The sequence below is a fragment of the Pseudomonas sp. L13 genome, from assembly GCF_009935965.1.
Taxonomy (GTDB): domain Bacteria; phylum Pseudomonadota; class Gammaproteobacteria; order Pseudomonadales; family Pseudomonadaceae; genus Aquipseudomonas; species Aquipseudomonas lactis.
In genome coordinates this window covers 43396-65475 of record NZ_QODJ01000017.1, presented here as the reverse complement: position 1 = coordinate 65475, position 22080 = coordinate 43396, and the positions used below count along the sequence as shown (strand labels likewise).

Annotated in this window: 17 protein-coding genes; 5 read left to right on the top strand and 12 right to left on the bottom strand. The window is 61.0% G+C overall.

Going from position 1 to position 22080, the window contains the following annotated elements:
- Positions 1–37 precede the first annotated feature (37 nt).
- Both DK871_RS11435 and DK871_RS11430 read right to left on the bottom strand, forming a co-directional pair.
- Positions 38–1321 (bottom strand): FAD-binding oxidoreductase, encoded by a 1284-nt coding sequence (locus tag DK871_RS11435; RefSeq protein ID WP_161905102.1) that lies wholly within the window; start codon positions 1319–1321, stop codon positions 38–40.
- Between the two features lie 110 nt (positions 1322–1431).
- On the bottom strand, positions 1432–2922 hold the full coding sequence (locus DK871_RS11430) for an aldehyde dehydrogenase family protein (RefSeq protein ID WP_003188096.1): 1491 nt from the start codon (positions 2920–2922) through the stop codon (positions 1432–1434).
- Between the two features lie 153 nt (positions 2923–3075).
- On the opposite strand from DK871_RS11430, the gene DK871_RS11425 reads away from it, so the two are divergent.
- The 3 genes from DK871_RS11425 to nadE all read left to right on the top strand — a co-directional run bounded on the left by DK871_RS11425 (position 3076) and on the right by nadE (position 6218).
- Complete coding sequence (locus tag DK871_RS11425; RefSeq protein WP_161905101.1) at positions 3076–3966, top strand: LysR family transcriptional regulator; 891 nt, start codon at positions 3076–3078, stop codon at positions 3964–3966.
- A gap of 206 nt (positions 3967–4172) precedes the next feature.
- Positions 4173–5387, top strand: coding sequence for a nicotinate phosphoribosyltransferase (gene pncB, locus DK871_RS11420; RefSeq protein WP_003188094.1), 1215 nt, complete (start codon positions 4173–4175; stop codon positions 5385–5387).
- A 3-nt stretch (positions 5388–5390) separates the two neighbouring features.
- On the top strand, positions 5391–6218 hold the full coding sequence (nadE, locus tag DK871_RS11415; protein ID WP_032893809.1) for an ammonia-dependent NAD(+) synthetase: 828 nt from the start codon (positions 5391–5393) through the stop codon (positions 6216–6218).
- A gap of 136 nt (positions 6219–6354) precedes the next feature.
- On the opposite strand, the gene azu is transcribed toward nadE, so the two are convergent.
- Complete coding sequence (gene azu / locus DK871_RS11410) at positions 6355–6801, bottom strand: azurin (RefSeq protein WP_161905100.1); 447 nt, start codon at positions 6799–6801, stop codon at positions 6355–6357.
- A gap of 333 nt (positions 6802–7134) precedes the next feature.
- Between azu and DK871_RS11405 the strand changes: the two genes are divergently transcribed.
- Positions 7135–7317, top strand: a complete 183-nt coding sequence (locus DK871_RS11405) for a hypothetical protein (RefSeq protein WP_005784271.1) — start codon at positions 7135–7137, stop codon at positions 7315–7317.
- A gap of 128 nt (positions 7318–7445) precedes the next feature.
- On the opposite strand, the gene DK871_RS11400 is transcribed toward DK871_RS11405, so the two are convergent.
- The 5 genes from DK871_RS11400 to DK871_RS11380 form a co-directional block, all read right to left on the bottom strand.
- On the bottom strand, positions 7446–8336 hold the full coding sequence (locus tag DK871_RS11400; protein ID WP_161905099.1) for a transglutaminase family protein: 891 nt from the start codon (positions 8334–8336) through the stop codon (positions 7446–7448).
- Complete coding sequence (locus DK871_RS11395) at positions 8336–10822, bottom strand: circularly permuted type 2 ATP-grasp protein (protein WP_161905098.1); 2487 nt, start codon at positions 10820–10822, stop codon at positions 8336–8338. The genes DK871_RS11400 and DK871_RS11395 overlap by 1 nt, the downstream gene beginning before the upstream one ends.
- Before the next feature lie 158 nt (positions 10823–10980).
- Positions 10981–14271, bottom strand: coding sequence for a DUF2126 domain-containing protein (locus DK871_RS11390; RefSeq protein WP_161905097.1), 3291 nt, complete (start codon positions 14269–14271; stop codon positions 10981–10983).
- 201 nt (positions 14272–14472) lie between these two features.
- Positions 14473–14967, bottom strand: coding sequence for a solute carrier organic anion transporter (locus DK871_RS11385; RefSeq protein ID WP_161905096.1), 495 nt, complete (start codon positions 14965–14967; stop codon positions 14473–14475).
- Complete coding sequence (locus DK871_RS11380; protein WP_161905095.1) at positions 14964–15878, bottom strand: NAD synthetase; 915 nt, start codon at positions 15876–15878, stop codon at positions 14964–14966. Before DK871_RS11380 ends, DK871_RS11385 begins: the two co-directional genes overlap by 4 nt.
- A gap of 187 nt (positions 15879–16065) precedes the next feature.
- Between DK871_RS11380 and DK871_RS11375 the strand changes: the two genes are divergently transcribed.
- Complete coding sequence (locus DK871_RS11375; RefSeq protein ID WP_161905094.1) at positions 16066–16554, top strand: type VI secretion system tube protein Hcp; 489 nt, start codon at positions 16066–16068, stop codon at positions 16552–16554.
- A gap of 54 nt (positions 16555–16608) precedes the next feature.
- Here DK871_RS11375 and DK871_RS11370 read toward each other — a convergent pair whose 3' ends face one another.
- The 4 genes from DK871_RS11370 to dnaB all read right to left on the bottom strand — a co-directional run bounded on the left by DK871_RS11370 (position 16609) and on the right by dnaB (position 22075).
- Positions 16609–17058 carry a hypothetical protein gene (locus DK871_RS11370; protein WP_161905093.1) on the bottom strand — a complete coding sequence of 150 codons (450 nt, stop codon included), beginning with the start codon at positions 17056–17058 and terminating at the stop codon, positions 16609–16611.
- Complete coding sequence (locus tag DK871_RS11365) at positions 17055–17987, bottom strand: hypothetical protein (protein WP_014716676.1); 933 nt, start codon at positions 17985–17987, stop codon at positions 17055–17057. Before DK871_RS11365 ends, DK871_RS11370 begins: the two co-directional genes overlap by 4 nt.
- 202 nt (positions 17988–18189) lie before the next feature.
- Positions 18190–20493 (bottom strand): YgiQ family radical SAM protein, encoded by a 2304-nt coding sequence (locus tag DK871_RS11360; protein ID WP_003188080.1) that lies wholly within the window; start codon positions 20491–20493, stop codon positions 18190–18192.
- Between the two features lie 184 nt (positions 20494–20677).
- Entirely contained in the window at positions 20678–22075 is a 1398-nt protein-coding gene (gene dnaB / locus DK871_RS11355) for a replicative DNA helicase (RefSeq protein WP_003188079.1), read from the bottom strand.
- Positions 22076–22080: the final 5 nt, after the last annotated feature.

The window sequence follows — 22080 nt, the reverse complement described above, 5'->3', positions numbered from 1 at the left end:
CTAAGAAAATGCAGGCTTCTGAGGGGTATTTCGCTGATCAGATCACGATCCTCAGGCATTGCCCGGCATGATAGAGCGAGAAGCCGGCTTCATACAGGCAGCTGCGCAGGCCCACGGCGGCCAGAGGCTGCATGGGCGCAAAAGGAATAGGGAGGGCTTGGGGATCCTGGTGACACAGGTAGTCAGCAAACGCCTTGCCTACCACGCTACCGGTGGTCACACCACGCCCGTTGTAACCGGTAACCGCCACCAGGCCGGGGGCCGGTTCGAACAGGCGCATCAAGTGGTCGGGGGTGAACGCGATGCAGCCGGTCCAGGTGTATTCCCACTGCACCGGTTTGAGGTATGGGAAGTAGTGTTGCTGCACCCGATCGGCCCACGCTTTGAGAAACCATGCCGGTTTCTGGTTGCCGTTACCCAGGCTGCCGAGTAACAGGCGGCCATCGGCATCGCGGCGAATACTGCTCAGGACCTGGCGGGTGTCCCATGAGCCTTGGCCGCCGGGGAGGATCTGCTTGGCCGCGTCATCGGTCAGCGGCGCCGATGCCACCTGGTAGTAATAGCCGGGGAAAAAGTTACGCCGCAGCTCGGTCCATTCGCCTTCGGTGTAGGCATTGGAGGCGATCACCACCTGGGCGGCCTGTACCGCGCCCTCAGCGGTCTGCACCGACCAATAGGCACCTTGGCGCTCAAGCTGGGTGACCGGGGAATGATCGAACAGTTGCCCGCCCAGCCCAACGGCGGCATTCGCCAAACCCGTGGTGTAGGCCATGGGGTTCAAGGTGCCGGCGCGCCGATCGAGCAATGCGGCGGCGATTTTGCGGGTACCGGTGGCGTGCTCGCAGGCCTGGCCGGTGAGTAACTCAACCGGCGCGCCACGGCGTTTCCACTGCTCCTCACGGCTGCGCAAATCCGCCTCGCCACGGGCGTTGTGCGCCATGTGCAAGGTGCCTTCACGGCGCAATTGGCAGTCGATGTTGTACTTGTCGATCAGGCTGAACACCAGGGACGGCGCCGCGCCCAGCATGCGGTTGAGCTGGCTGCCCACCGCCGTGCCGAAACCGGCTTCGATCTCGTCCGGTGGAATCCACAGGCCGGCGTTGACCAGCCCGACGTTGCGCCCCGAACCGCCGTGGCCGGTGCGATGGGCCTCGAGTACGGCGACGCTTTTACCCTGTTCCAGCAAATGAATGGCCGCCGACAAACCGGTGATGCCGGCACCGATCACGCACACATCCACCTTGACCGCGCCCTTGAGCGCGGCGCGGTCCGGCCGGCCTGGGGTGAGGTGCTCCCATAAACATGTTTCGCGCAGTGCCATTGCCAGACTCCGATGAGACCTAACAAACAAATACTCTTTTGAATGGGAACCCAATCACCTGTGGGAGCTGGCTTGCCTGCTCCCACATTGATCTCACTGCGACCTGAGGCTCAGTCGAAAGTGATGCCTTGGGCCAACGGCAGTTCCAGCGAGTAGTTCACGGTATTGGTCTGCCGGCGCATATACCCGCGCCACGCATCCGAGCCCGATTCACGCCCGCCGCCGGTCTCTTTTTCACCCCCGAACGCGCCACCAATCTCTGCACCACTCGGGCCGATGTTGACGTTGGCAATGCCACAGTCGCTGCCCACCGCCGACATGAACTGCTCGGCCTCACGCACGTCGGTGGTGAAGATGCAGGACGACAAGCCTTGCGGCACGGCGTTGTTCAGGCGCAGGGCCTCAGCGAAGTCGGTGTAGCCAACCACGTAAAGAATCGGTGCGAAGGTTTCGCTGCACACCACGTCGCTTTGCTCGGGCATTTCCACGATGGCCGGCGATACGTAGTAGGCGTTGGGGAATGTGTCTTGCAGTTGGCGCTTGCCGCCGAACACCTTGCCGCCCTCGCTCAAGGCTTGCTCAAGGGCGTCCTGCATGTTGTCGAAGCTGTGCTTGTCGATCAGCGGGCCGATCAGGTTGCCTTCCAGCGGGTGGCCGATGCGCACCTTGGAATAGGCGGCCTTGAGGCGGGTGACGATTTCTTCCTTGACTGACTCATGGGCGATCAGCCGGCGCAGGGTGGTGCAGCGTTGGCCGGCGGTGCCCACTGCGCTGAACAGGATGGCGCGTACGGCCATATCCAGGTCGGCGCTTGGGCCGAGGATCATCGCGTTGTTGCCGCCCAGCTCAAGAATGCTACGGGCGAAACGCGCGGCGACTTTGGGTGCCACTTCGCGGCCCATACGCGTGCTGCCGGTGGCGCTGATCAGGGCGACGCGCGGGTCATCCACCAGCGCAGCGCCGGCGTCGCGGCCGCCAATAATCACTTGGCTGAGATACTCAGGGGCACCGTCGAATTTTTTCAGCACGCGCTCGAACAGGGCCTGGCAGGCCAGTGCGGTGAGCGGGGTCTTTTCCGACGGTTTCCAGATCACCGCGTTGCCGCACACCAAGGCCAGCGCAGTGTTCCACGCCCATACGGCCACCGGGAAGTTGAAGGCGCTGATCACGCCGACCACGCCCAGCGGGTGCCAGGTTTCACGCATATGGTGGCCGGGACGTTCGGAGGCGATGGTCAAGCCGTACAACTGGCGCGACAGGCCGACAGCGAAGTCGCAGATGTCGATCATTTCCTGCACTTCACCCAAGCCTTCCTGGGTGATTTTGCCGGCTTCCCAGGAAACGAGTTCACCCAGGTCGGCCTTGTACTCGCGCAATACATCGCCGAACTGGCGCACCAGCTCGCCACGTCGCGGCGCCGGCACTTTGCGCCAGGCTTCGAATGCATGCTCGGCGCGACTGACCTGTTGCTCCACCTCGGCGGCACCTTCCCAATGGACACTGCCGATACGGCTGCCATCAATCGGTGAATGCACAGGTTGTTTCCCAGCCTGGTACAGCGCCGGGTTTACCCCGAGACGATCAAGCAATGCGGCAACCATGGGTCACTCCTTCAAATCTGCGTAGAAAAATCGCGCCGCTGCTTGCACGGCGATCCTGAGCCTATTTGTAGCTGGCCCAAGACTTGCCAACAAACGACGATTAGGCGAGATATCATTCCCTTTATTCATGCAAAGAATAAAAAGAGGCATGCCGTGCTGAACAAAAGATATTTGCCCTCGATCACCGCCCTGCAGTGTTTCGAAGCGGCCACCCGCCACCTGAGCTTCACCCGCGCCGCTGAGGAACTGAACCTCACCCAAAGCGCGGTGAGCAAACAAGTAGCGCAGCTGGAAGAACTGTTGCAACACCTGCTGTTTCGCCGCGTGCGCCGCCGCTTGCAGATGACCCCGGCGGGCGACCTGTACCTGGTGGAAGTGCGCAAGATCCTCACCCAAGTGGAAATGTCCACCCACTACCTGCGCTCCTACGGCGGTGAAACCGAAGTGCTGCGCGTGTCCACGCCCTACACTTTTGGCGCACGCTGGCTGGTGCCGCGCCTCAAGGGTTGGCGTTTGCGCCACCCGCAGATCCACCTGGACCTGTGCAACGAACAGGACCCCGACGAACTGCTGCAAGGCAAGGCCGACATGGCGTTCTACTTCGGCCAGGGCGCACGTCCCGGTACCGAGAGCCTGAAACTGTTCAGCGAAGAGCTGGTACCGGTGTGTTCGCCCGACAGCCTGCCCGCCCAGCCCTTCACCGACCCCACGCAACTGAGCGACCTGGTGCTGCTGCAAAACGCCTCGCGCCCCCAGGGCTGGCATGACTGGTTCGCCAGCCAAGGCTTTCATACCGAGCACAGTTACCACGGGCCGCGCTTCGACACGTTCTACATGTGCATCCGTGCGGCGCAGGTCGGGTGTGGCGTGGCGCTGTTGCCGCGTTTTCTGGTGGAAGAGGAATTGGCCGAGGGCAAGCTGGTGATTCCCTGGCAACATGGGATGCCCAGCCAGGATGCTTACTACCTGGCGTATCCTGAGCATTCGGCGGAGGTGCCCAAGGTGCGTGAATTTGTGAAGTGGATGATGGAGCAGGTTAGTTAGTTGCCTGGAAAACCGCCATCGCAGGCAAGCCAGCTCCCACATTGGAATGCATTTCAGAGGTGGGAGCTGGCTTGCCTGCGATGACGCCAGTGGCCTCACTGAAAAAATCACTGGCAATCCCCCACAGGTCTATGCGCCACTAACCCCCTTCCTCAATTGTGCGTAAAGGCCGGCCTCCATCGCCGACCCGTCTGGAGATTCCCGTTATGAGCGAGAGTGTGTTTGCCGATCGCATCGTGCAGAACCTGCTCGACACCGACTTCTACAAGCTGACCATGATGCAGGCGGTGCTGCACAACTACCCGAACGTGGAAGTTGAATGGGAGTTTCGTTGCCGTAACAGTGAAGACCTGCGCCCTTACCTGGCGGAGATCCGTTACCAGATCGAGCGTCTCGCCGAGCTGAGCCTGAGCCCCGACCAACTGGGGTTCCTGGAACGCATCAGCTTTATGAAGCCGGACTTTTTACGCTTCCTCGGGCTGTTTCGCTTCAACCTGCGGTATGTGCAAACCGGCATCGAGAACGGCGAGTTGTTTATCCGCCTGCGCGGGCCGTGGCTGCATGTGATCCTGTTTGAAGTGCCGATGCTGGCCATCGTCAGCGAGGTGCGTAACCGCTACCGCTACCAGACCGTGATCCTTGAACAGGCCCGCGAGCAGCTGTATCGCAAGTTCGACTGGCTGACCGCCAATGCCAGCAGCGACGAGCTGTCGGAGCTGCAAGTGGCAGACTTCGGCACGCGCCGGCGCTTTTCCTACCGGGTGCAAGAGGAAGTGGTCAGCGTGCTCAAGCACGATTTCCCTGGGCGCTTTGTCGGCACCAGCAACGTGCACCTGGCGCGCGAATTCGATATGAAGCCACTGGGCACCATGGCCCATGAATGGATCATGGCTCACCAGCAACTCGGCCCACGCCTGATCGACAGCCAGATCGCCGCGCTTGATTGTTGGGTGCGCGAGTACCGTGGCCTGTTGGGTATCGCCCTCACCGATTGCATCACCACCGACGCGTTCCTGGGCGACTTCGACTTGTACTTCGCCAAGCTGTTCGACGGCCTGCGCCATGATTCCGGTGATCCGATCCAGTGGGCAGAAAAAGCCATCGCTCACTACCACAAGCTGGGCATCGAACCGATGAGCAAGACCCTGGTGTTCTCCGACAGTCTGACATTGCCCAAGGCGTTGGAAATATTCCGCGCCTTGCGTGGTCGCATTAATGTGAGCTTTGGCATCGGCACCAACCTGACCTGTGATATTCCAGGGGTGGAACCGATGAGCATCGTGCTTAAAATGACCGCCTGCAATGGCCAGCCCGTCGCGAAGATCTCCGATGAAGCGGGCAAGACCCATTGCACCGACCCGAATTTTGTCGCCTATTTGCGTCACGTTTTCAAAGTACCTGCCCTATCCAGCAAGGAGTGAATCATGCAAGCCGTACAGCGTGAGATTGCGCAACAGCTCAAGGTGCAAGCCCCGTTCAAAGACCAGGCCGCACTCGAAGCCGAAGTTGCCCGGCGCGTGGCCTTTATCCAGGACTGCCTGCGCAATTCCGGGCTCAAGACCCTGGTGCTCGGCATCAGTGGCGGTGTCGATTCCCTGACCGCAGGCCTCTTGGCCCAACGTGCGATGCAGGAACTGCGCGCCAGCACCGGTGATGAGGCGTACCGTTTTATCGCCGTGCGCCTGCCCTACGAAACCCAGTTCGACGAACACGACGCCCAGGCTTGCGTGGACTTTATCGAGCCGGACGAACGCCACACCGTGAACATTGGTCCTGCGGTAAAAGCCCTGGCCAATGAAGTGGCCGCCTTTGAAGGCAAGGCCGCAGCATCCCGTGACTTTGTGCTGGGCAACACCAAGGCGCGCATGCGCATGGTGGCCCAGTACACCATCGCCGGCGCGGCGGGCGGCCTGGTGATCGGCACCGACCATGCGGCGGAAGCGGTGATGGGCTTTTTCACCAAGTTCGGTGACGGGGCCTGTGACCTGGCGCCGTTGAGCGGGCTGGTGAAGCACCAGGTGCGTGCCATTGCCCGCCACTTTGGCGCGCCGGAATCGCTGGTGGAGAAGGTGCCGACCGCCGACCTCGAAGACCTGTCGCCGGGCAAGCCGGACGAAGCGTCACATGGCGTGACCTATGCCGAGATCGATGCGTTCCTGCAGGGTGAGCCGGTGCGTGAGGAGGCGTTCAGGATTATCTGCGAGACCTATCGCAAGACTGAGCACAAGCGGGTGATGCCGTTTGCGCCTTGAAGTGAAACCGATGGTTTTGCATTGATTGTCAGATCGCCATCGCAGGCAAGCCAGCTCCCACACTTGACCGTATTGCAACATGGGAATGCGGTCGAATGTGGGAGCTGGCTTGCCTGCGATGAACGGTAACGCGGTCTTACTTCAGAACCACAGCACCTTTCATCATCGAGATGTGGCCTGGGAACGAGCAGAAGAAGCTGTACTTCTCATCGGCCTTCAGCTTGGAGACGTCGAAGGTCACCGAGTCTTTCTCGCCAGCGCCGATGATCTTGGTGTGGGCGATGATGCGCTCATCACCGGCTTTCAGGTAATCCTTGTCGATACCAGCAGCCATGCCATCGCTCGCCACCGGTTGCATATTGGCTTCGGTGGTCAGCACCCAGTTATGGCCCATCACGTTCTTTGGCAAGCTGCCCGAGTGAGTCAGCTCAACGGTGAACTGCTTGCAGCTCTTGTCGATAGTGATTTCTTTGGTGTTGAAAGACATTTGATCGGTGGAGTCGACAGTGACCTTGCACTCTGCAGCAAGCAACTGGCCGCTCGCCAGAGTCAGCAGGGAAACAGCAACGAGTTTGGCAAACATGTGAATCTCCAAGGCAGGGTTTTATAAACGCGGATTGCGGTAAGGGTGCCTCAATCAGGCTTGAGTTCTTATGATCTGAATCAACAGATTGTATACAACTTTAGGCTATCAGCTTCATCAACACAATCAACCAGCCAAACTGCCGCACCCTGTCTATGATCGGCCCACCACTCACGGGAGTTCATGCCATGCACCTCAATCACCTGTTCAACGGCCTTCTGGCTGCCTACGCCTGCGGTAAGTGAAAGCAAAGGGCACCACGAAGCTGCTACCATGACGACCCAAGGCAGCTGCGCGCCGCCCACCCTCACCTTCGACCCTAGAGGATCGCCCATGGCCAAACCTAATTACTCCTTCGCCAAACGTCAGAGAGACTTGGCCAAGGAACAGAAGAAAGAGGAAAAGCTGCAACGCAAGAAAGCCGCTGCAGACGAAGAAGCCGGCGCACTGAACCCAGATGCTGAAGGTGAAGCGGCAACTGACGAGACCGAAACCCCGAAAGACCCGGCTGAATAAGCATTCCTGTAGGAGCGAGCTTGCTCGCGAAGAACGTCAACCATGACGCGGGACGCCTGGATTAACGTGGCGCCCCAAGATCCTTCGCGAGCAAGCTCGCTCCTACAAAAATCGACAGCCCGCGGTCATTATTCCAGCGGCATCACCGTCACCCGCACCTCCGGGTCGTGGCTGCCTCCCCCCAGAATCACCCCCCGCAACGGCGAAACATCAGAGAAATCCCGGCCCCAGGCCAGGGTGATGTGCTCCAGCGCCGGCTGCACATTGTTGGTCGGGTCAAAATCCACCCAGCCTGATACCGGGCAAAACACCGAAACCCACGCATGGGACGCATCCGCGCCAATCAGCCGTGGCTGGCCGGGCGGTGGCTGGGTGAGCAGGTAGCCGCTGATGTAGCGCGCCGCCAGGCCCCGCGAACGCAGGCAGGCAAGCATCAGGTGAGCAAAGTCCTGGCACACGCCGCGACGGCGCTCCAGCACTTCCACCAGCGGTGTGGCGACCTGGGTGGCTTCGGCATCGAAGGTAAATTCGCTGAAGATCTTCTCCATCAATGCCTGCGTGCCCAGCAGTAAAGGCTCGCCGGGCGGGAAGCAGCTTTCGGAGAACTCCACGAAGGTTTTCTTCAGATGCACATAGGGCGACTCGAAGCGATAGCGGCAGGCTTCGATCGCCTCGGCGCTCAGGGGCTGGCTGCTGTAGGTCAGGCTGTCGCGGGTATGGTCCCAGGGCGGCGAGCGCTGAAAGTCCAAAACAGGCCGCGCCAACACTTCTACCGTGAGCCCGGCGTTCACCAGCAATTCATCATGGGGCCGTTCGAACGCCAGGCGGGTGATCGGGTTGCCGAACACGTCCCGCTCATCGCGGCGCGAGGTGGGTTCCGGGCTGATATCCAACTGCTGCCAGGTGCACTTCTGCCAGGCACACGGCCGTGGCCACAGGTGCGCCAGTTGCTGGGCCAGGGACACCGGGCTGTCGTAGTGGTAATGGGTATCGTGGAAAATCTGATAGCGCGCGCTCATTACACCGACACCGTTTGCTGGCTGACATCATCGACGTGGGCAAAATGGCGCAACGCCAGGCGGTCGGACACTTGCCCGCTCTCATCGGCCACCGCTTGCAGCAGGTCGGCCAGGCCGTCCAGGGCGGCACGCACGCTGGTTTCGCCAAACAGGCCGTTCTCCAGGCAGCCCAGGTCAAAATGCGCCAGGCGCTCGACCAACGGCGCCAGCCCGGTTTCACGGGGCACGCCAAAATCATCATTGAGACGGCGCAGGGTGCGGCTCACCAACTTGAGCTGGAACAGCACCGCATGGGGGTTCTGCTCGTCGAGCAGCAGCAGGTCGAGCACCGGGATCAACTGCGGCACCGCCAGGTAGCGCGAGCGGTAGGTGATGCTGCTGTTGCCCAGCTCCAGCAACCATTCCAGCCCGGCCTGATCAAACACCGCCACGCCACGCAGGAACGCCGCAAGGCTGCTGCTCAGAAATTGCAGACGCTCGATGCGCCGGCCCATCATCAAGAAGCGCCAGCCTTCATCGCGGGTCATGTCGTCCAGGGCAAACCCGGACAGCGCCGCCAGGGACATCACCAGGCGGTTGAGAAAGTCGAGCAGCTCGCCAAAGTCCGCAGTGTCACTTTCCAGCTCCATGGCTTCACGCTGCAGCTCCACCAGGGCTTGCCAGTTTTCCCGGGACAACTTACCGCGCACCTGGGACGCCGCCCACTGCAAGCGCTGCAAATTGGCGCGCAGGCTTGAAGGCCAGTCATCACCCAGCAAGGCGGCGAGCAGACGCTCCGGCAGCTCGCCCTCCTCCGGCAACAGGCGCAGGCTTTCGCCGAGTTCGACGGCGGCCTGCAACGCCAGCGGATCATCGCCATCGACATACCGCGCCAGTACGATACGCAGCCAGCGCGCACTGTCATCGCAGCGCTCGCAGTAACGACCGAACCAGAACAGGTTTTCCACCACCCGCGAGGGCAAATAGGGATCGCGGCGCACCAGGTCATAGGCGCCAATGGTGCGTTGGGCGCGCCACTGCTCGCCACCCGGCGCGCGTTCGCCGAGCACCCAGGTGTCCTTGCTCGCCCCGCCGCGCTGCATCGATACCACTTCGGCATCAGCGTCGGCCGCCACGCGGGTCAGGCCGCCGGGCAGCACCCGATAACCGTCATCACTGGCCACGGCGTAGACACGCATACCAATGGCACGGTGTTGCAAGTGGTCATCCACGGTGTGCCATACCGGCGCCTGAGACAGTTGCGCCAGCTCTTGGGCGACATAGGCATAGGGCCGCGCACGCATGCGTTCGGCCAGGGCCTGGCGCTGTTCATCGTCAAGGTCGCGACCAAACACCGGGGCGAAACTTTGTGAGGGAAATGCCGGCTTGATCAGCAGCTCCGGGAGTTTTTCCAACGCTTCGGCAAGCACCGGCGCTTCGCCGCACCACCAAGTGGCAATCGACGGCAGGATCAAGGCTTCACCGAACAAAAACTCGTTGATCTTGGGCAAAAAGCCCAGCAACCCCGGCGACTCCAGCACGCCACTGCCCAAGGCATTGGCCACCAGCACATTGCCTTGGCGCACGGCGTCAAGCAGGCCCGGCACGCCCAGCGCCGAGTCGGTGCGCAGCTCCAGCGGGTCGCAGAAATCATCATCAAGGCGACGCATGATCGCGTGTACCCGGCGCAGGCCGCTGAGGGTTTTCAGGAACACGGTGCTGTCGCGCACGGTGAGGTCGCCGCCCTCCACCAAGGGGTAGCCGAGCTGGCGCGCCAGGTACAGGTGTTCGAAATAGCTTTCGTTGAAACGCCCCGGCGTGAGCAGCACGATCAGTGGCGGCTGGTCATCGCCAGGGGCCTGGCGGGCCAGGGTTTCCTGCAGCGTGCGGAAGAAGCCTGTGAGGTGCTGCACCTGCATATCCCGGTACAGGTCCGGGAAGGCGCGGGACACGATGGTGCGGTTTTCCAGGGCGTAGCCGGCGCCCGATGGGGCTTGGGTACGGTCGGCGGTGACCCACCAGCGGCCATCCGGGGTGCGGGCCAGGTCGACCGCGTACAGATGCAGGAACGCACCGTCGGGCGGCTGAATACCCTGGCACGGCCATAGAAAATTGTTATGCCCGAACACCAGTTCGGCCGGCAGCAAACCCTCCTTGATCAGGCGCTGCGGCCCATACAGGTCGGCCAGCACCGCATTGAGCAGGCGCGCACGCTGGGCGATGCCAGCCGACAGTTGCTGCCACTCCTCGGCGGCCAGCACATGGGGCAACAGGTCCAGCTCCCAGGGGCGGTCGGCACCCTTGGGGTCGGCGTAGACGTTGTAGGTCACGCCGTTTTCCTGGATCTGGCGCGTCAGCAACGCCTGGCGCTGGGCCAGTTGTGCGGGCGTGCTGCGTTGCAGGTGATCGAACAAGCGCCGCCAATGGGCACGCACCGCGCCGCTGGCGTCCAGCAGTTCGTGATAGGTGCCCGCGGTGAGCGGGTAACGGTCGAGCAAGTCGGACATGGAACGCTCGGCAGAGGCAAGGGAAGTCAGGTTAACTCAAATTCACTACGATCCAATGTGGGAGCTGGCTTGCCTGCGATAGCGGTGTGTCAGTCACCAGAACTATCGACTGAACCACCGCTATCGCAGGCAAGCCAGCTCCCACACTTGGATCATGTTCATTCCTTATTTTTTGTGAAACGCCGCAAATCCAGGGTCATTGGCAATTCATCGTTCACCACTACAGTCGGCACCACAAGCTTGCCCGGGCTATGCCCCAAGCGGAAAAACCGCGCCATGCGCCGGCTCTCCGCCTCATTGGCATTCACCGGCAGGCTGTCGTAATTGCGCCCGCCCGGGTGCGCCACATGGTATTGGCAACCACCCAACGAACGCTGCATCCAGGTGTCGAGCAGGTCAAATACCAGCGGCGCATGCACGGGGATGGTCGGTTGCAGGCAGTTGGCCGGTTGCCAGGCGCGGTAACGCACGCCCGCCACGAACTCGCCGACGCGGCCGGTCGGTTGCAGCGGCACCGGTACGCCATTGCAGGTCAGCAGGTAGCGTTGCGGCGGCAACCCGCTCAACTTCACTTGCAGGCGCTCCAGGGACGAATCCACATAGCGCACCGTGCCCCCCACCGCGCCTTCCTCGCCCAGTACATGCCAAGGCTCCAAGGCCTGGCGCAGTTCCAGTTCGATGCCGCTGACGGCGTAGTCGCCCACCTTGGGGAAACGGAACTCCAGATGCGCCGCGAACCATTCGGCCCGCACTGGGTAGCCGGCCGCGTTCAGCTCGACGATCACGTCGGCAAAGTCCTGCTCGATAAAGTGCGGCAACAGGAAGCGGTCATGCAGTTCCGTGCCCCAGCGCGCCAGTTTCGGCGGTGCATAGGGCTCGCGCCAGAACCGCGCGACCAGCGCCCGCAGCAACAACTGCTGGGTCAGGCTCATGCGCGCATGGGGCGGCATTTCAAAGGCGCGCAGTTCCAGCAGGCCCAGGCGGCCCGTGGCGCCGTCGGGTGAGTAGAGTTTGTCGATACAGAATTCGGCGCGATGGGTATTGCCCGTCACGTCGATCAGCAGGTTGCGCAACAGGCGGTCCACTCGCCACGGCGGGCACTCCTCGCCTGGCTCCGGCATCTGCGCAAAGGCGATCTCCAGTTCATACAGCGCATCGTTGCGCGCCTCATCTACCCTGGGCGCCTGGGAGGTGGGGCCGATAAACAGGCCGGAGAACAAATAGGACAACGACGGGTGGTTATGCCAGTAGCTGATCAGGCTGCGCAGCAGGTCCGGTCGGCGCAGGAAGGGTGAGTCCTTGGGCGTCGCACCGCCCAGCACGAAGTGGTTACCGCCACCAGTACCGGTGTGGCGCCCGTCGATCATGAACTTCTCGGTGGTCAGGCGGGTTTGCCGGGCCTCTTCGTAGAGGAATTCGGTGCGTTCCACCAACTCGTCCCAGGTGGCGGACGGCTGTACGTTGACCTCGATGACACCTGGGTCTGGCGTGACCCGGAAATTGCTCAGGCGCGTATCCGCTGGCGGCTCGTAGCCCTCCAGCAGTACCGGGCAATGCAGCTCTTCGGCGGTGGCCTCAATGGCAGTCACCAGCTCCAGATAATCCTCGACGCGCTCCAGCGGCGGCATAAACAGGTACAGGCGACCTTCCCGTGCTTCGGCGCACAGCGCGGTGCGGGTCAGCCAGTCGGCGGACTCGTCCACCTTGGGCACACGCTCATCACTGCGTGCGGGTTCGCCATGGTTTTGCAACTGGGCGCTGGTCGGCAGCTCCGGCTGATCCTGGTTAGGGTCGGTCGGGTGCACGAACGGATACTCCGCCGCCGTCACCCAGGGCTGGGAAGCCAGCGGCAGGCGATAGCCCAGCGGCGAATCCCCCGGCACCAGGCGGCAGTGGTTATCGCGCAGGTACCAACGCCCACTCTGCCAGCGGTCATTGGCCGCCGTACGCGCCAGCGGCAGCACCTGGCCGATGACTTTATCCAGGCCCTGGCTGAACACTTTGCGCAGGCGCTCACGCTCCAGGTCGTCGCTCAGGCGTGGGTCTTGGGCGGTGACGTTCTGGGGCAGCGCCCCTTCGCGCCACAGGTAGTAAAAATTGTCTTCAAACGCAGGGAACACAAAACGCGCCGGCAGTTTCAAGCGCTCGGCGACGCTGGCCAGGAAACGCCCAGCCATCACCCCATCGGCGCCATAATCCTCTTGCTCATCGGCGATCAGTGCGCTGTTGTGCCAGATCGGCACGCCGTCGCGGCGCCAGTAGCAGTTGAGCGACCAGCGCGGCAGTTGCTCGCCGGGGTACCACTTGCCTTGGCCGAAATGCACCAGGCCCTTGGGCGCATAGTGCTGGCGCAGGCGCTGGAACAGCTCGGCCGACAGGCGACGCTTGTCCGGCCCCAGGGCTGCGGTGTTCCACTCGGCGCCGTCGGGGTCGTCGATAGAGACAAAGGTGGGCTCGCCGCCCATGGTCAGGCGTACGTCGTCCTTGAGCAGGTCGCCATCGATCTGCCGGCCCAGAGCCTGGATCGCCAGCCACTGTTCTTCTGTGTAGGGCTTGGTCACCCGCGGCGCTTCCCAGATGCGCTCTACCGACATCTCGTGGGTGAATTCGCATTCGCACGGCTCCACCAACCCACTGATCGGCGCGGCAGACGACGGATCGGGACTGCAGGCCAAAGGGATATGCCCTTCACCAGCAAACAACCCGGACGTGGCATCCAGGCCAATCCAGCCAGCGCCGGGCAAATACACTTCGCACCAGGCGTGCAGGTCGGTGAAGTCCACCTCGGTACCGGACGGGCCGTCGAGGGCTTTGACGTCTGCGGTGAGCTGGATCAGGTAGCCAGAGACAAATCGCGCCGCCAGCCCGAGGTTGCGCAGCAATTGCACCAATAACCAGGCCGAGTCGCGGCAGGAGCCGGACGCATTTTCCAGCGTGAATTCCGGCGTTTGCACGCCCGGCTCCATGCGAATCAGGTAACCGATATCGGCAGCCAGGCGCTGGTTGAGGCCCACGAGAAAATCCACCGCCGGCAACGGCGTGCGGTCGATACCCGCCAGGTACGCAGCCAACCTTGGCGTCAGCGGCAGGGTTTCCAGGTACGGCGCCAGCTCGCGCTGCTCATCGGCGGCGTAGCTGAACGGGATATTTTCGGCGTAGGGCTCCAGGAAAAAATCGAACGGATTGAACACTGCCATCTCGGCGACCAGGTCGACTTCGATGCGCAACTCGTCAGTCTTTTCCGGGAACACCAGGCGCGCCAGGTAATTGCCCTGGGGGTCTTGCTGCCAGTTGATGAAATGCTGCTCGGGCAACACCTTCAACGCGTAGGACAGTATCCGCGTACGGCTATGGGCCGCCGGGCGTAGCCGCACGATCTGCGGGCCGAGTTCGACAGCACGGTCGTAGCGGTAATGCGTAACGTGGTGCAACGCGACATGAATCGACACGGCGGCCTCCTGCGAGCCAGGGCATAAGCACAACGCGCGCAAGACTTATGCCACAGCAGCAGTCATTGCACTAAAACGTCGGGCCCGGTGCAGTACAGCACCAAAACAGCGCCAACGTGGGTGCCGTGGTGCAAGGCTTGCACATATTTGTGGCGCGAGTGGGTGCGGCGGTAGCGATTGGGTGGGCGATGAGGTGGGGAATTACCTCGGTTTTTTTATTCTGATGATTGCGCGCTCGTGTTTGCGGCGTTTGTTGATGGCTGCCTGGACTTTTGCGCGCATGTGGCGAACTTCTACATAGGCGGCACGCATTTCCTGATGGCGTTTGCTACGCAGCAGTAGCAGGCCGAGTATCGGCCAAAAGAAGCAACCAGCATAAACGAATGGATGCGGCGAAAACTGAAAACCGGGCAAAGCAACCAATAGGCAAGCGATGAAAAGGCCGTACATGCCCCAGGCCCATTTCGGTCGCCCGTAGATAATCATGAAATTGCAGTGGGTAATAAAGACGACCAACACCAAGCCGGTAATCTCAGCATCCGCATTCGATAACGAGGGTAAATAATAGTTTTCCACCAGTACGACAACAGCGGAACTGCCGAATAAACCCGAAAGAATTACGCCAATAAGCACGGGAAAATTACGAGCCAGAAAAGGCCGGATAGGGACAAGATACTTCCTTGTAATAAGCCTCATTCTGAGATCTCCTCATACAGCCCAACGGCAATGATCCGGATATTCCCGGACCGTAGGCTGCCAGCAACAGCAGATGCAGCGCCGAGGGCATCAAGCATCTGCAAGAGCGTTCCATTCCTTACTTCGGCCAAGGCGTAGCGCTTTGGCATCTCACCCGCGATTTGTTTGAGCTTGATCATTTTTCGGGTTATTTCCGGATGGTTGATACTCAGCAACTCCCTGGTGAGCTTTACCCGTTCCTGCCGATTCAAGCCTTCAAGCACCTGTTGCGTGGTTTTCCCGGTTGCCTTTTTCAGCATATTGACGAATCGGATTGTCGACATCGCAGAAGTACCAGCACCTAACAACGAAGCCGCATCAAGCCCAACCACTACGGCCCGATACCACGGCTCATTATCCAACGCGTCGTTACGAGCAGAGTCAGTCACTTCATTGTAAGTTCGGCGGCCGCCAACTAAGCACTGAAGCGAGCTGGCGACTGCCGACGTATAGCCAATTACAGCAACCACGCCAGTAGCCCCGAAGGTGAAGGGGCTCAACGTAGAGCCACCCGCCATCACCAACCAGCTAATCACCGCCGAAGTACACGCCAGCCCCGTATTCACCGCCTCAAACGCCACCTGCGACTCACGCGGCTCATTCGCCAACCGCCGCGCAAACTCCACGCGCCCGACATAGCTTGGAGCCTCACGCAAAATCACTTTCTTCGGCGCAACACTGCAAATCGGCTGAAACTCACGCAACACCATCGCCCGCAACTGAGCGTCGAGGTACACCACGCCCGCGCCGACAATCGCCGGATCAGCATCAATGGCGGCAAATAACTTGCGCAGATCAATACTGCTTTCGACCCATTGCCGCGTCGGCAAATGGGCACTGGGGAAACCGTCTTTCAACACGCTTGAAGTCATCCCTTTACTCCGGCTTTTCACAAGAGTGCAGAGGTTAAAGACTGGGTATCCCTTAAAAATGTCAGAAACTTCGGTTTATTCGGACAGGCACTTCCTGATCATGACGTAGCACCTTGTAGGCCGTATCTCGGATGAGGAAAAGTACGCCCGCGCCACTACCGGCGCACACCCAAAACAGGGAGCGTTCATGGCAACTGACATGTTTTTAAAGCTGGGGGACATCAAAGGTGAGTCCAAGGACCAGGCGCATCGCGATGAAATCGAGATCAGCAAATGGGGCTGGGGCATGTCCCAGACAGGCTCCATGCACACCGGCAGTGGCGGCGGCGCCGGCAAGGTCAATATTGAAAACCTGACCCTTTCCAAGCCCCTGGATAAATCCTCACCCAACCTGATGATGGCCTGCTCCACCGGCAAGCATTACCCCGAGGCCAGGCTGGTGGTGCGCAAGGCCGGGGGCAGCCATGCCGTGGAGTATCTGGTGATCACCATGAAGGAAGTCATGGTGACGTCCTACCAAACTGATGCGGTCACGAGCAGCGACTTACTGACCGAGGTGATAGGCCTGAACTTCGCAACCATCGAAGTCAGCTACCAGCCGCAGAAAGCCGATGGAGGCAAGGATGGAGGCGCGGTGAAATACGGCTGGAATATTCGTCAAAACGTCAAAATCTGACGCGCCCCTCATCTGGCTGCCTCGCAAGGAGTAAGTCGCCGCCTGCGCGGCCCGTCAGCGTGCTTTACGCTGTGCAACGACAGCCCGACGCAAGTGACGTATTTCGAGTAATTGCTGGCGCATTTCACGATGGCGCTTGCTGTTGAGCAGCAACAAACCCAGCAGCGGAAACAACACTGCCGAGCCGTACACCAGGGTATTGAGGTCGTATTGAATCATCGGCAAAACGAACAGCAGGCAACACACTAGGTAGCCCGCCACCAGCCGGGTTGCCCAGGGGTACCCGCGTGCGATCATCACATTGCCAAACACCAGTACCGCCACCAGCACCAGGATTGCAGCCCCGGAGTAGTCGGCCTTGAGCGCCGGCTCAACTCCGCGCAAATAGGTCACGCCCGCGGTGGACACGGCGACTGAACCGGAAAAAATCGCCATGAAGATGGTGCCCATGAACACCGGAAAATAACGCGCAAGGAAACTGCGCCTATCGGGAAAACCCTTCATTCCGTCAGTTCCTCATACAGGCCAATGGCAAGCGTAGACGCCGAGCCGACGTGGCCGGTTCGATAGCTGCCCCAGATACCCAACATGCCACCCAAGGCGTCCTTGAGTTGGGTGAGCGTGGCATGGCGGATTTCCGTAGAGCTGTAGCGCTTGGGCAACGTGCCAGCGCGTTGCTGCAACTTGAGCAACTTGGGGGTCAGGCTTGGGTCTTTGAGGCTGAGCAATTCCTGGGTCAATTTCTTGCGCTCCTGGCGATTCAAGCCCTTGAGCAACTCATACCAGCTCTTGCCCAACGCAGCGGCTTTTTTGGCCTTGAGCAGCCTTAATGTGGTGAAGGCACCCGTGCCGATACCGACCAACGACGCGGCATCGAGAATCGGTGACACCGCGCCATACCACTGGGCGTCGTCCATGCGGTCGTTGGCATCCGGATCAAGGATCTCGTTATAAGTACGGGCCACGCCAAACCCGCATTGAGCGCTGCTGGCCAGCGCGGCCGTGACACCAATACCCACCACAAAAGCACTGGCGCCGGCGGTGAAGGGTACGGCGACGCTGCCACTGAACACCACGATCCAACCGATCACCGCCGCCCCACAGGAAAGCCCCATATCAAAGGCCTCCTTCTGGAGACGCCCTTCACGGGGGTCGGTCTTCACCTGCTCGACAAACTGCGCCGGCGAGATGTACTTCTGCGCCTCGCGCAAAATGACGCGCTTGGGCTTGATGCTGCAGATGGGCTTGAATTCGCGCAGGGTAATTACATTGAAATCGGCATCGATATACACCACGCCAGCGCCGACGATGCTGGGGTCGGCGTCGATGACGGCGAACAGCCGCGGCAGGTTGATCTGGCTCTCAATGCGCTGGCGCGCCATGAATTGGGAGCGGTTGGAGTCCATGCCGATGTTGAGCAAGGGGTTGCCCATAAGTGTTCTTCCTTGAATTCGAGAGTGCCCAGACCGGCCTCATCGCAGGCAAGCCAGCTCCCACAGGGGAATGCATTCCAAGTGTGGGAGCTGGCTTGCCTGCGATAGCAATCTAATGGGCGCCACCTTACCAAACAGACTCACCACCGACCAGAAAGCAAAACGCCAGCACGAGGCTGGCGTTTTGCATTTCAGGCGTCGATCAACGCGGCACAACCGGCTTGCGCGTAGGCTTGCCGCCCTTGCCCTTGGCCGCATCGCTGCGCTCTTTGGCCGCCTGCTTATTGCGCGCCTGGGCCGCAGCCTTGGCTTGCTCGCGTTTGTCCCACGGGTTGCTGCCGTCGCTGCCACGGGGTGGCAGGCCGGTGTGCTGGGTGAGGATCTTGGTGGTGGTTTCCTTGGCGACCTTATGGCTGCCCGCCGGCGTCGAGTTCTTGCGCCGGGCGCTCTGGTAGCTGTCGGTGGACGGCTGGTGCAGCGGGATCAACTGGTCCTTGCCCGACCCGATCAGGTCGGCACGGCCCATGCGGGTCAATGCTTCACGCAGCATCGGCCAGCCCTTCGGGTCGTGGTAACGCAGGAACGCCTTGTGCAGGCGGCGCTGCTCCTCGCTCTTGACGATGGTCACCGCGTCGCTCTTGTAGGTGACCTTGCGCAGCGGGTTTTTGCCCGAGTGGTACATCGCGGTGGCGGTGGCCATCGGCGACGGGTAGAACGCCTGCACCTGGTCGGCGCGAAAGCCATTGCCCTTGAGCCACAGGGCCAGGTTCATCATGTCTTCATCGGTGGTGCCGGGGTGGGCGGCGATGAAGTACGGGATCAGGTACTGCTCCTTGCCCGCTTCCTTGGTGTACTTCTCGAACATGCGCTTGAACTTGTCATAGCTGCCAATGCCCGGCTTCATCATCTGGTTGAGCGGACCTTCCTCGGTGTGTTCCGGGGCGATCTTGAGGTAGCCACCGACGTGGTGGGTGACCAGCTCTTTGACGTACTCCGGCGATTCGACGGCCAGGTCGTAGCGCAAGCCTGAAGCGATCAGGATCTTCTTCACACCCGGCAACGCACGGGCACTGCGGTACAGCTGGATCAACGACGAGTGGTCGGTGTTCAGGTTCGGGCAGATGCCAGGGAACACGCACGATGGCTTGCGGCACGCGGATTCGATCTCCGGGCTCTTGCAGGCGATGCGGTACATGTTGGCGGTCGGGCCGCCGAGGTCGGAGATCACGCCGGTGAAGCCCGGCACTTTGTCGCGGATCTCTTCAATCTCGCGAATGATCGACTCCTCAGAACGGTTCTGGATGATCCGGCCTTCATGCTCGGTGATCGAGCAGAAGGTGCAGCCGCCGAAGCAGCCACGCATGATGTTCACCGAGAAACGGATCATGTCGTAGGCCGGGATCTTCTCCTTGCCATACGCTGGGTGCGGTACGCGGGCGTAGGGCATGCCGAACACGTAATCCATTTCTTCGGTGGTCATGGGAATGGGCGGCGGGTTGAACCACACGTCCACTTCACCGTGTTTCTGCACCAGGGCGCGGGCATTGCCTGGGTTGGTTTCCAGGTGCAACACGCGGTTGGCGTGGGCGTAGAGCACCGCGTCGCCGCGGACTTTTTCCACCGACGGCAGGCGGATCACGGTTTTGTCACGGGTCATGCGCGGGCTGGCGAGGATCTGCACGACCTTGGCTTCTTCCGGGTCATCCACCGGGCCTTTTTCTTGCTCGATGGCGCAGGCCTGGGTGTCCTGGGTATTCACGTACGGGTTGATGATCTTGTCGATCTTGCCCGGACGGTCGATGCGCGTGGAATCCACTTCGTACCAACCGGCTGGCGTGTCACGGCGGATGAACGCGGTACCGCGCACATCGGTGATGTCTTCGATCTTGTGGCCCCACGACAAGCGCTGGGCAACTTCGACGATGGCCCGCTCGGCGTTGCCGTACAGCAGGATATCGGCGGTGGCGTCGATCAGGATCGAGTTGCGCACACGGTCCTGCCAGTAGTCGTAGTGAGCAATACGACGCAGGGAAGCTTCGATGCCGCCGAGTACGATCGGCACGTTCTTGTAGGCTTCCTTGCAACGCTGGCTGTACACCAGGCTCGCCCGGTCCGGGCGTTTGCCGGCCATGCCGCCAGGGGTGTAGGCGTCGTCGGAGCGGATTTTCTTGTCGGCGGTGTAGCGGTTGATCATCGAGTCCATGTTGCCGGCCGCGACGCCGAAGAACAGGTTCGGCTCGCCGAGCTTCATGAAGTCGTCTTTGGACTGCCAGTTCGGTTGCGCGATGATCCCGACGCGAAAGCCCTGGGACTCTAGCAGCCGGCCGATGATCGCCATGCCGAACGAGGGGTGGTCAACATAGGCATCACCGGTGACGATGATGATGTCGCACGAATCCCAGCCAAGCTGATCCATCTCCTCCCTGCTCATCGGCAGGAATGGCGCAGGACCGAAACATTCGGCCCAGTACTTGGGATAGTCAAATAACGGCTTGGCTGTTTGCATGACGGTGACCGGTGTGAAGATGAAAAATCGCGGGCGCGGAATATAGCACAAAATTTGACCAATTCCGACGGCGGTAGTCGGAATTGTGGTGACGCCATCGCAGGCAAGCCAGCTCCCACAGGGGAACGCATTCCAAAGGTGGGAGCTGGCTTGCCTGCGATGAGGCCCTTACAAGTGCTTGAAACTACTCGTCGTCGTCGAAGTTGTAGCTGCCCGGCGCCAGGTTCTCGAAACGCGTGTACTTGCCGATGAACGCCAACCGGATAAACCCGATCGGGCCGTTCCGTTGCTTGCCGATGATGATTTCGGCAATGCCTTTGTGCTCCGTCTCGGGGTGGTACACCTCGTCGCGGTACACGAACATGATCACGTCGGCGTCCTGCTCGATCGCTCCGGATTCCCGCAAGTCGGAGTTCACCGGACGCTTGTTGGGGCGTTGTTCCAGGGAACGGTTGAGCTGGGACAGCGCCACCACCGGGCAGTTGAATTCCTTGGCCAGGGCTTTCAGGGAACGGGAGATTTCAGAAATCTCGTTGGTACGGTTGTCGCCGCTGGAACCCGGGATCTGCATCAACTGCAGGTAGTCGATCATGATCAAGGCGATGTCGCCATGCTCACGCACCAGGCGGCGGGTACGTGCGCGCATTTCGGACGGGCTGATACCCGCGGTGTCATCGATGAACAGCTTGCGGTCGTTGAGCAGGTTGACCGCCGAGGTCAGGCGCGGCCAGTCGTCGTCTTCCAACTGACCGGAACGCACCTTGGTCTGGTCGATACGCCCCAGCGACGAGAGCATACGCATGATCAGCGATTCGCCTGGCATCTCGAGGGAGTACACCAGCACCGCCTTGTCGCTGCGCAACACGGCGTTTTCCACCAGGTTCATCGCGAAGGTGGTCTTACCCATGGACGGACGGCCGGCGACGATGATCAAGTCGGACGGCTGCAGGCCGCTGGTCTTTTCGTCGAGGTCGGTGTAACCGGTGGAAATCCCGGTAATCGCGGCATCGGTGTTGAACAAGGTGTCGATGCGGTCGATAGCCTTGGTCAGCAGGTCGTTGACGCTGACCGGGCCGCCGGTTTTCGGGCGGGCCTCGGCGATCTGGAAGATCTGCCGCTCGGCTTCGTCAAGGATCTCGGCGGCAGTGCGGCCTTCGGGGTTGAAGGCGCTGTCGGCGATTTCGGTGCTGATGCCGATCAACTGGCGCAGCGTGGCCCGCTCGCGGACGATCTGGGCATAGGCCTTGATGTTGGCGACGGACGGCGTGTTTTTTGCCAGCTCACCGAGGTAGCCCAGGCCACCGACCTGGGAGGTCTGGCCTTCCTTGTCCAACTGCTCGGCCAGGGTGACCACGTCGATCGGTGAGTTCTGGTCGGCCAGCTTGGCGATGGCGCGGAAGATCAGGCGGTGGTCATGGCGATAGAAATCACCGTCCGAGACTTGATCCAGCACGCGTTCCCAGGCGTTGTTGTCCAGCATCAAGCCACCGAGCACGGCCTGTTCGGCCTCGATGGAATGCGGCGGCACCTTCAGGGCAGCGGTTTGCAGATCGTATTGCTCAGGAGCGGAGATTTCGTTCATGGCCA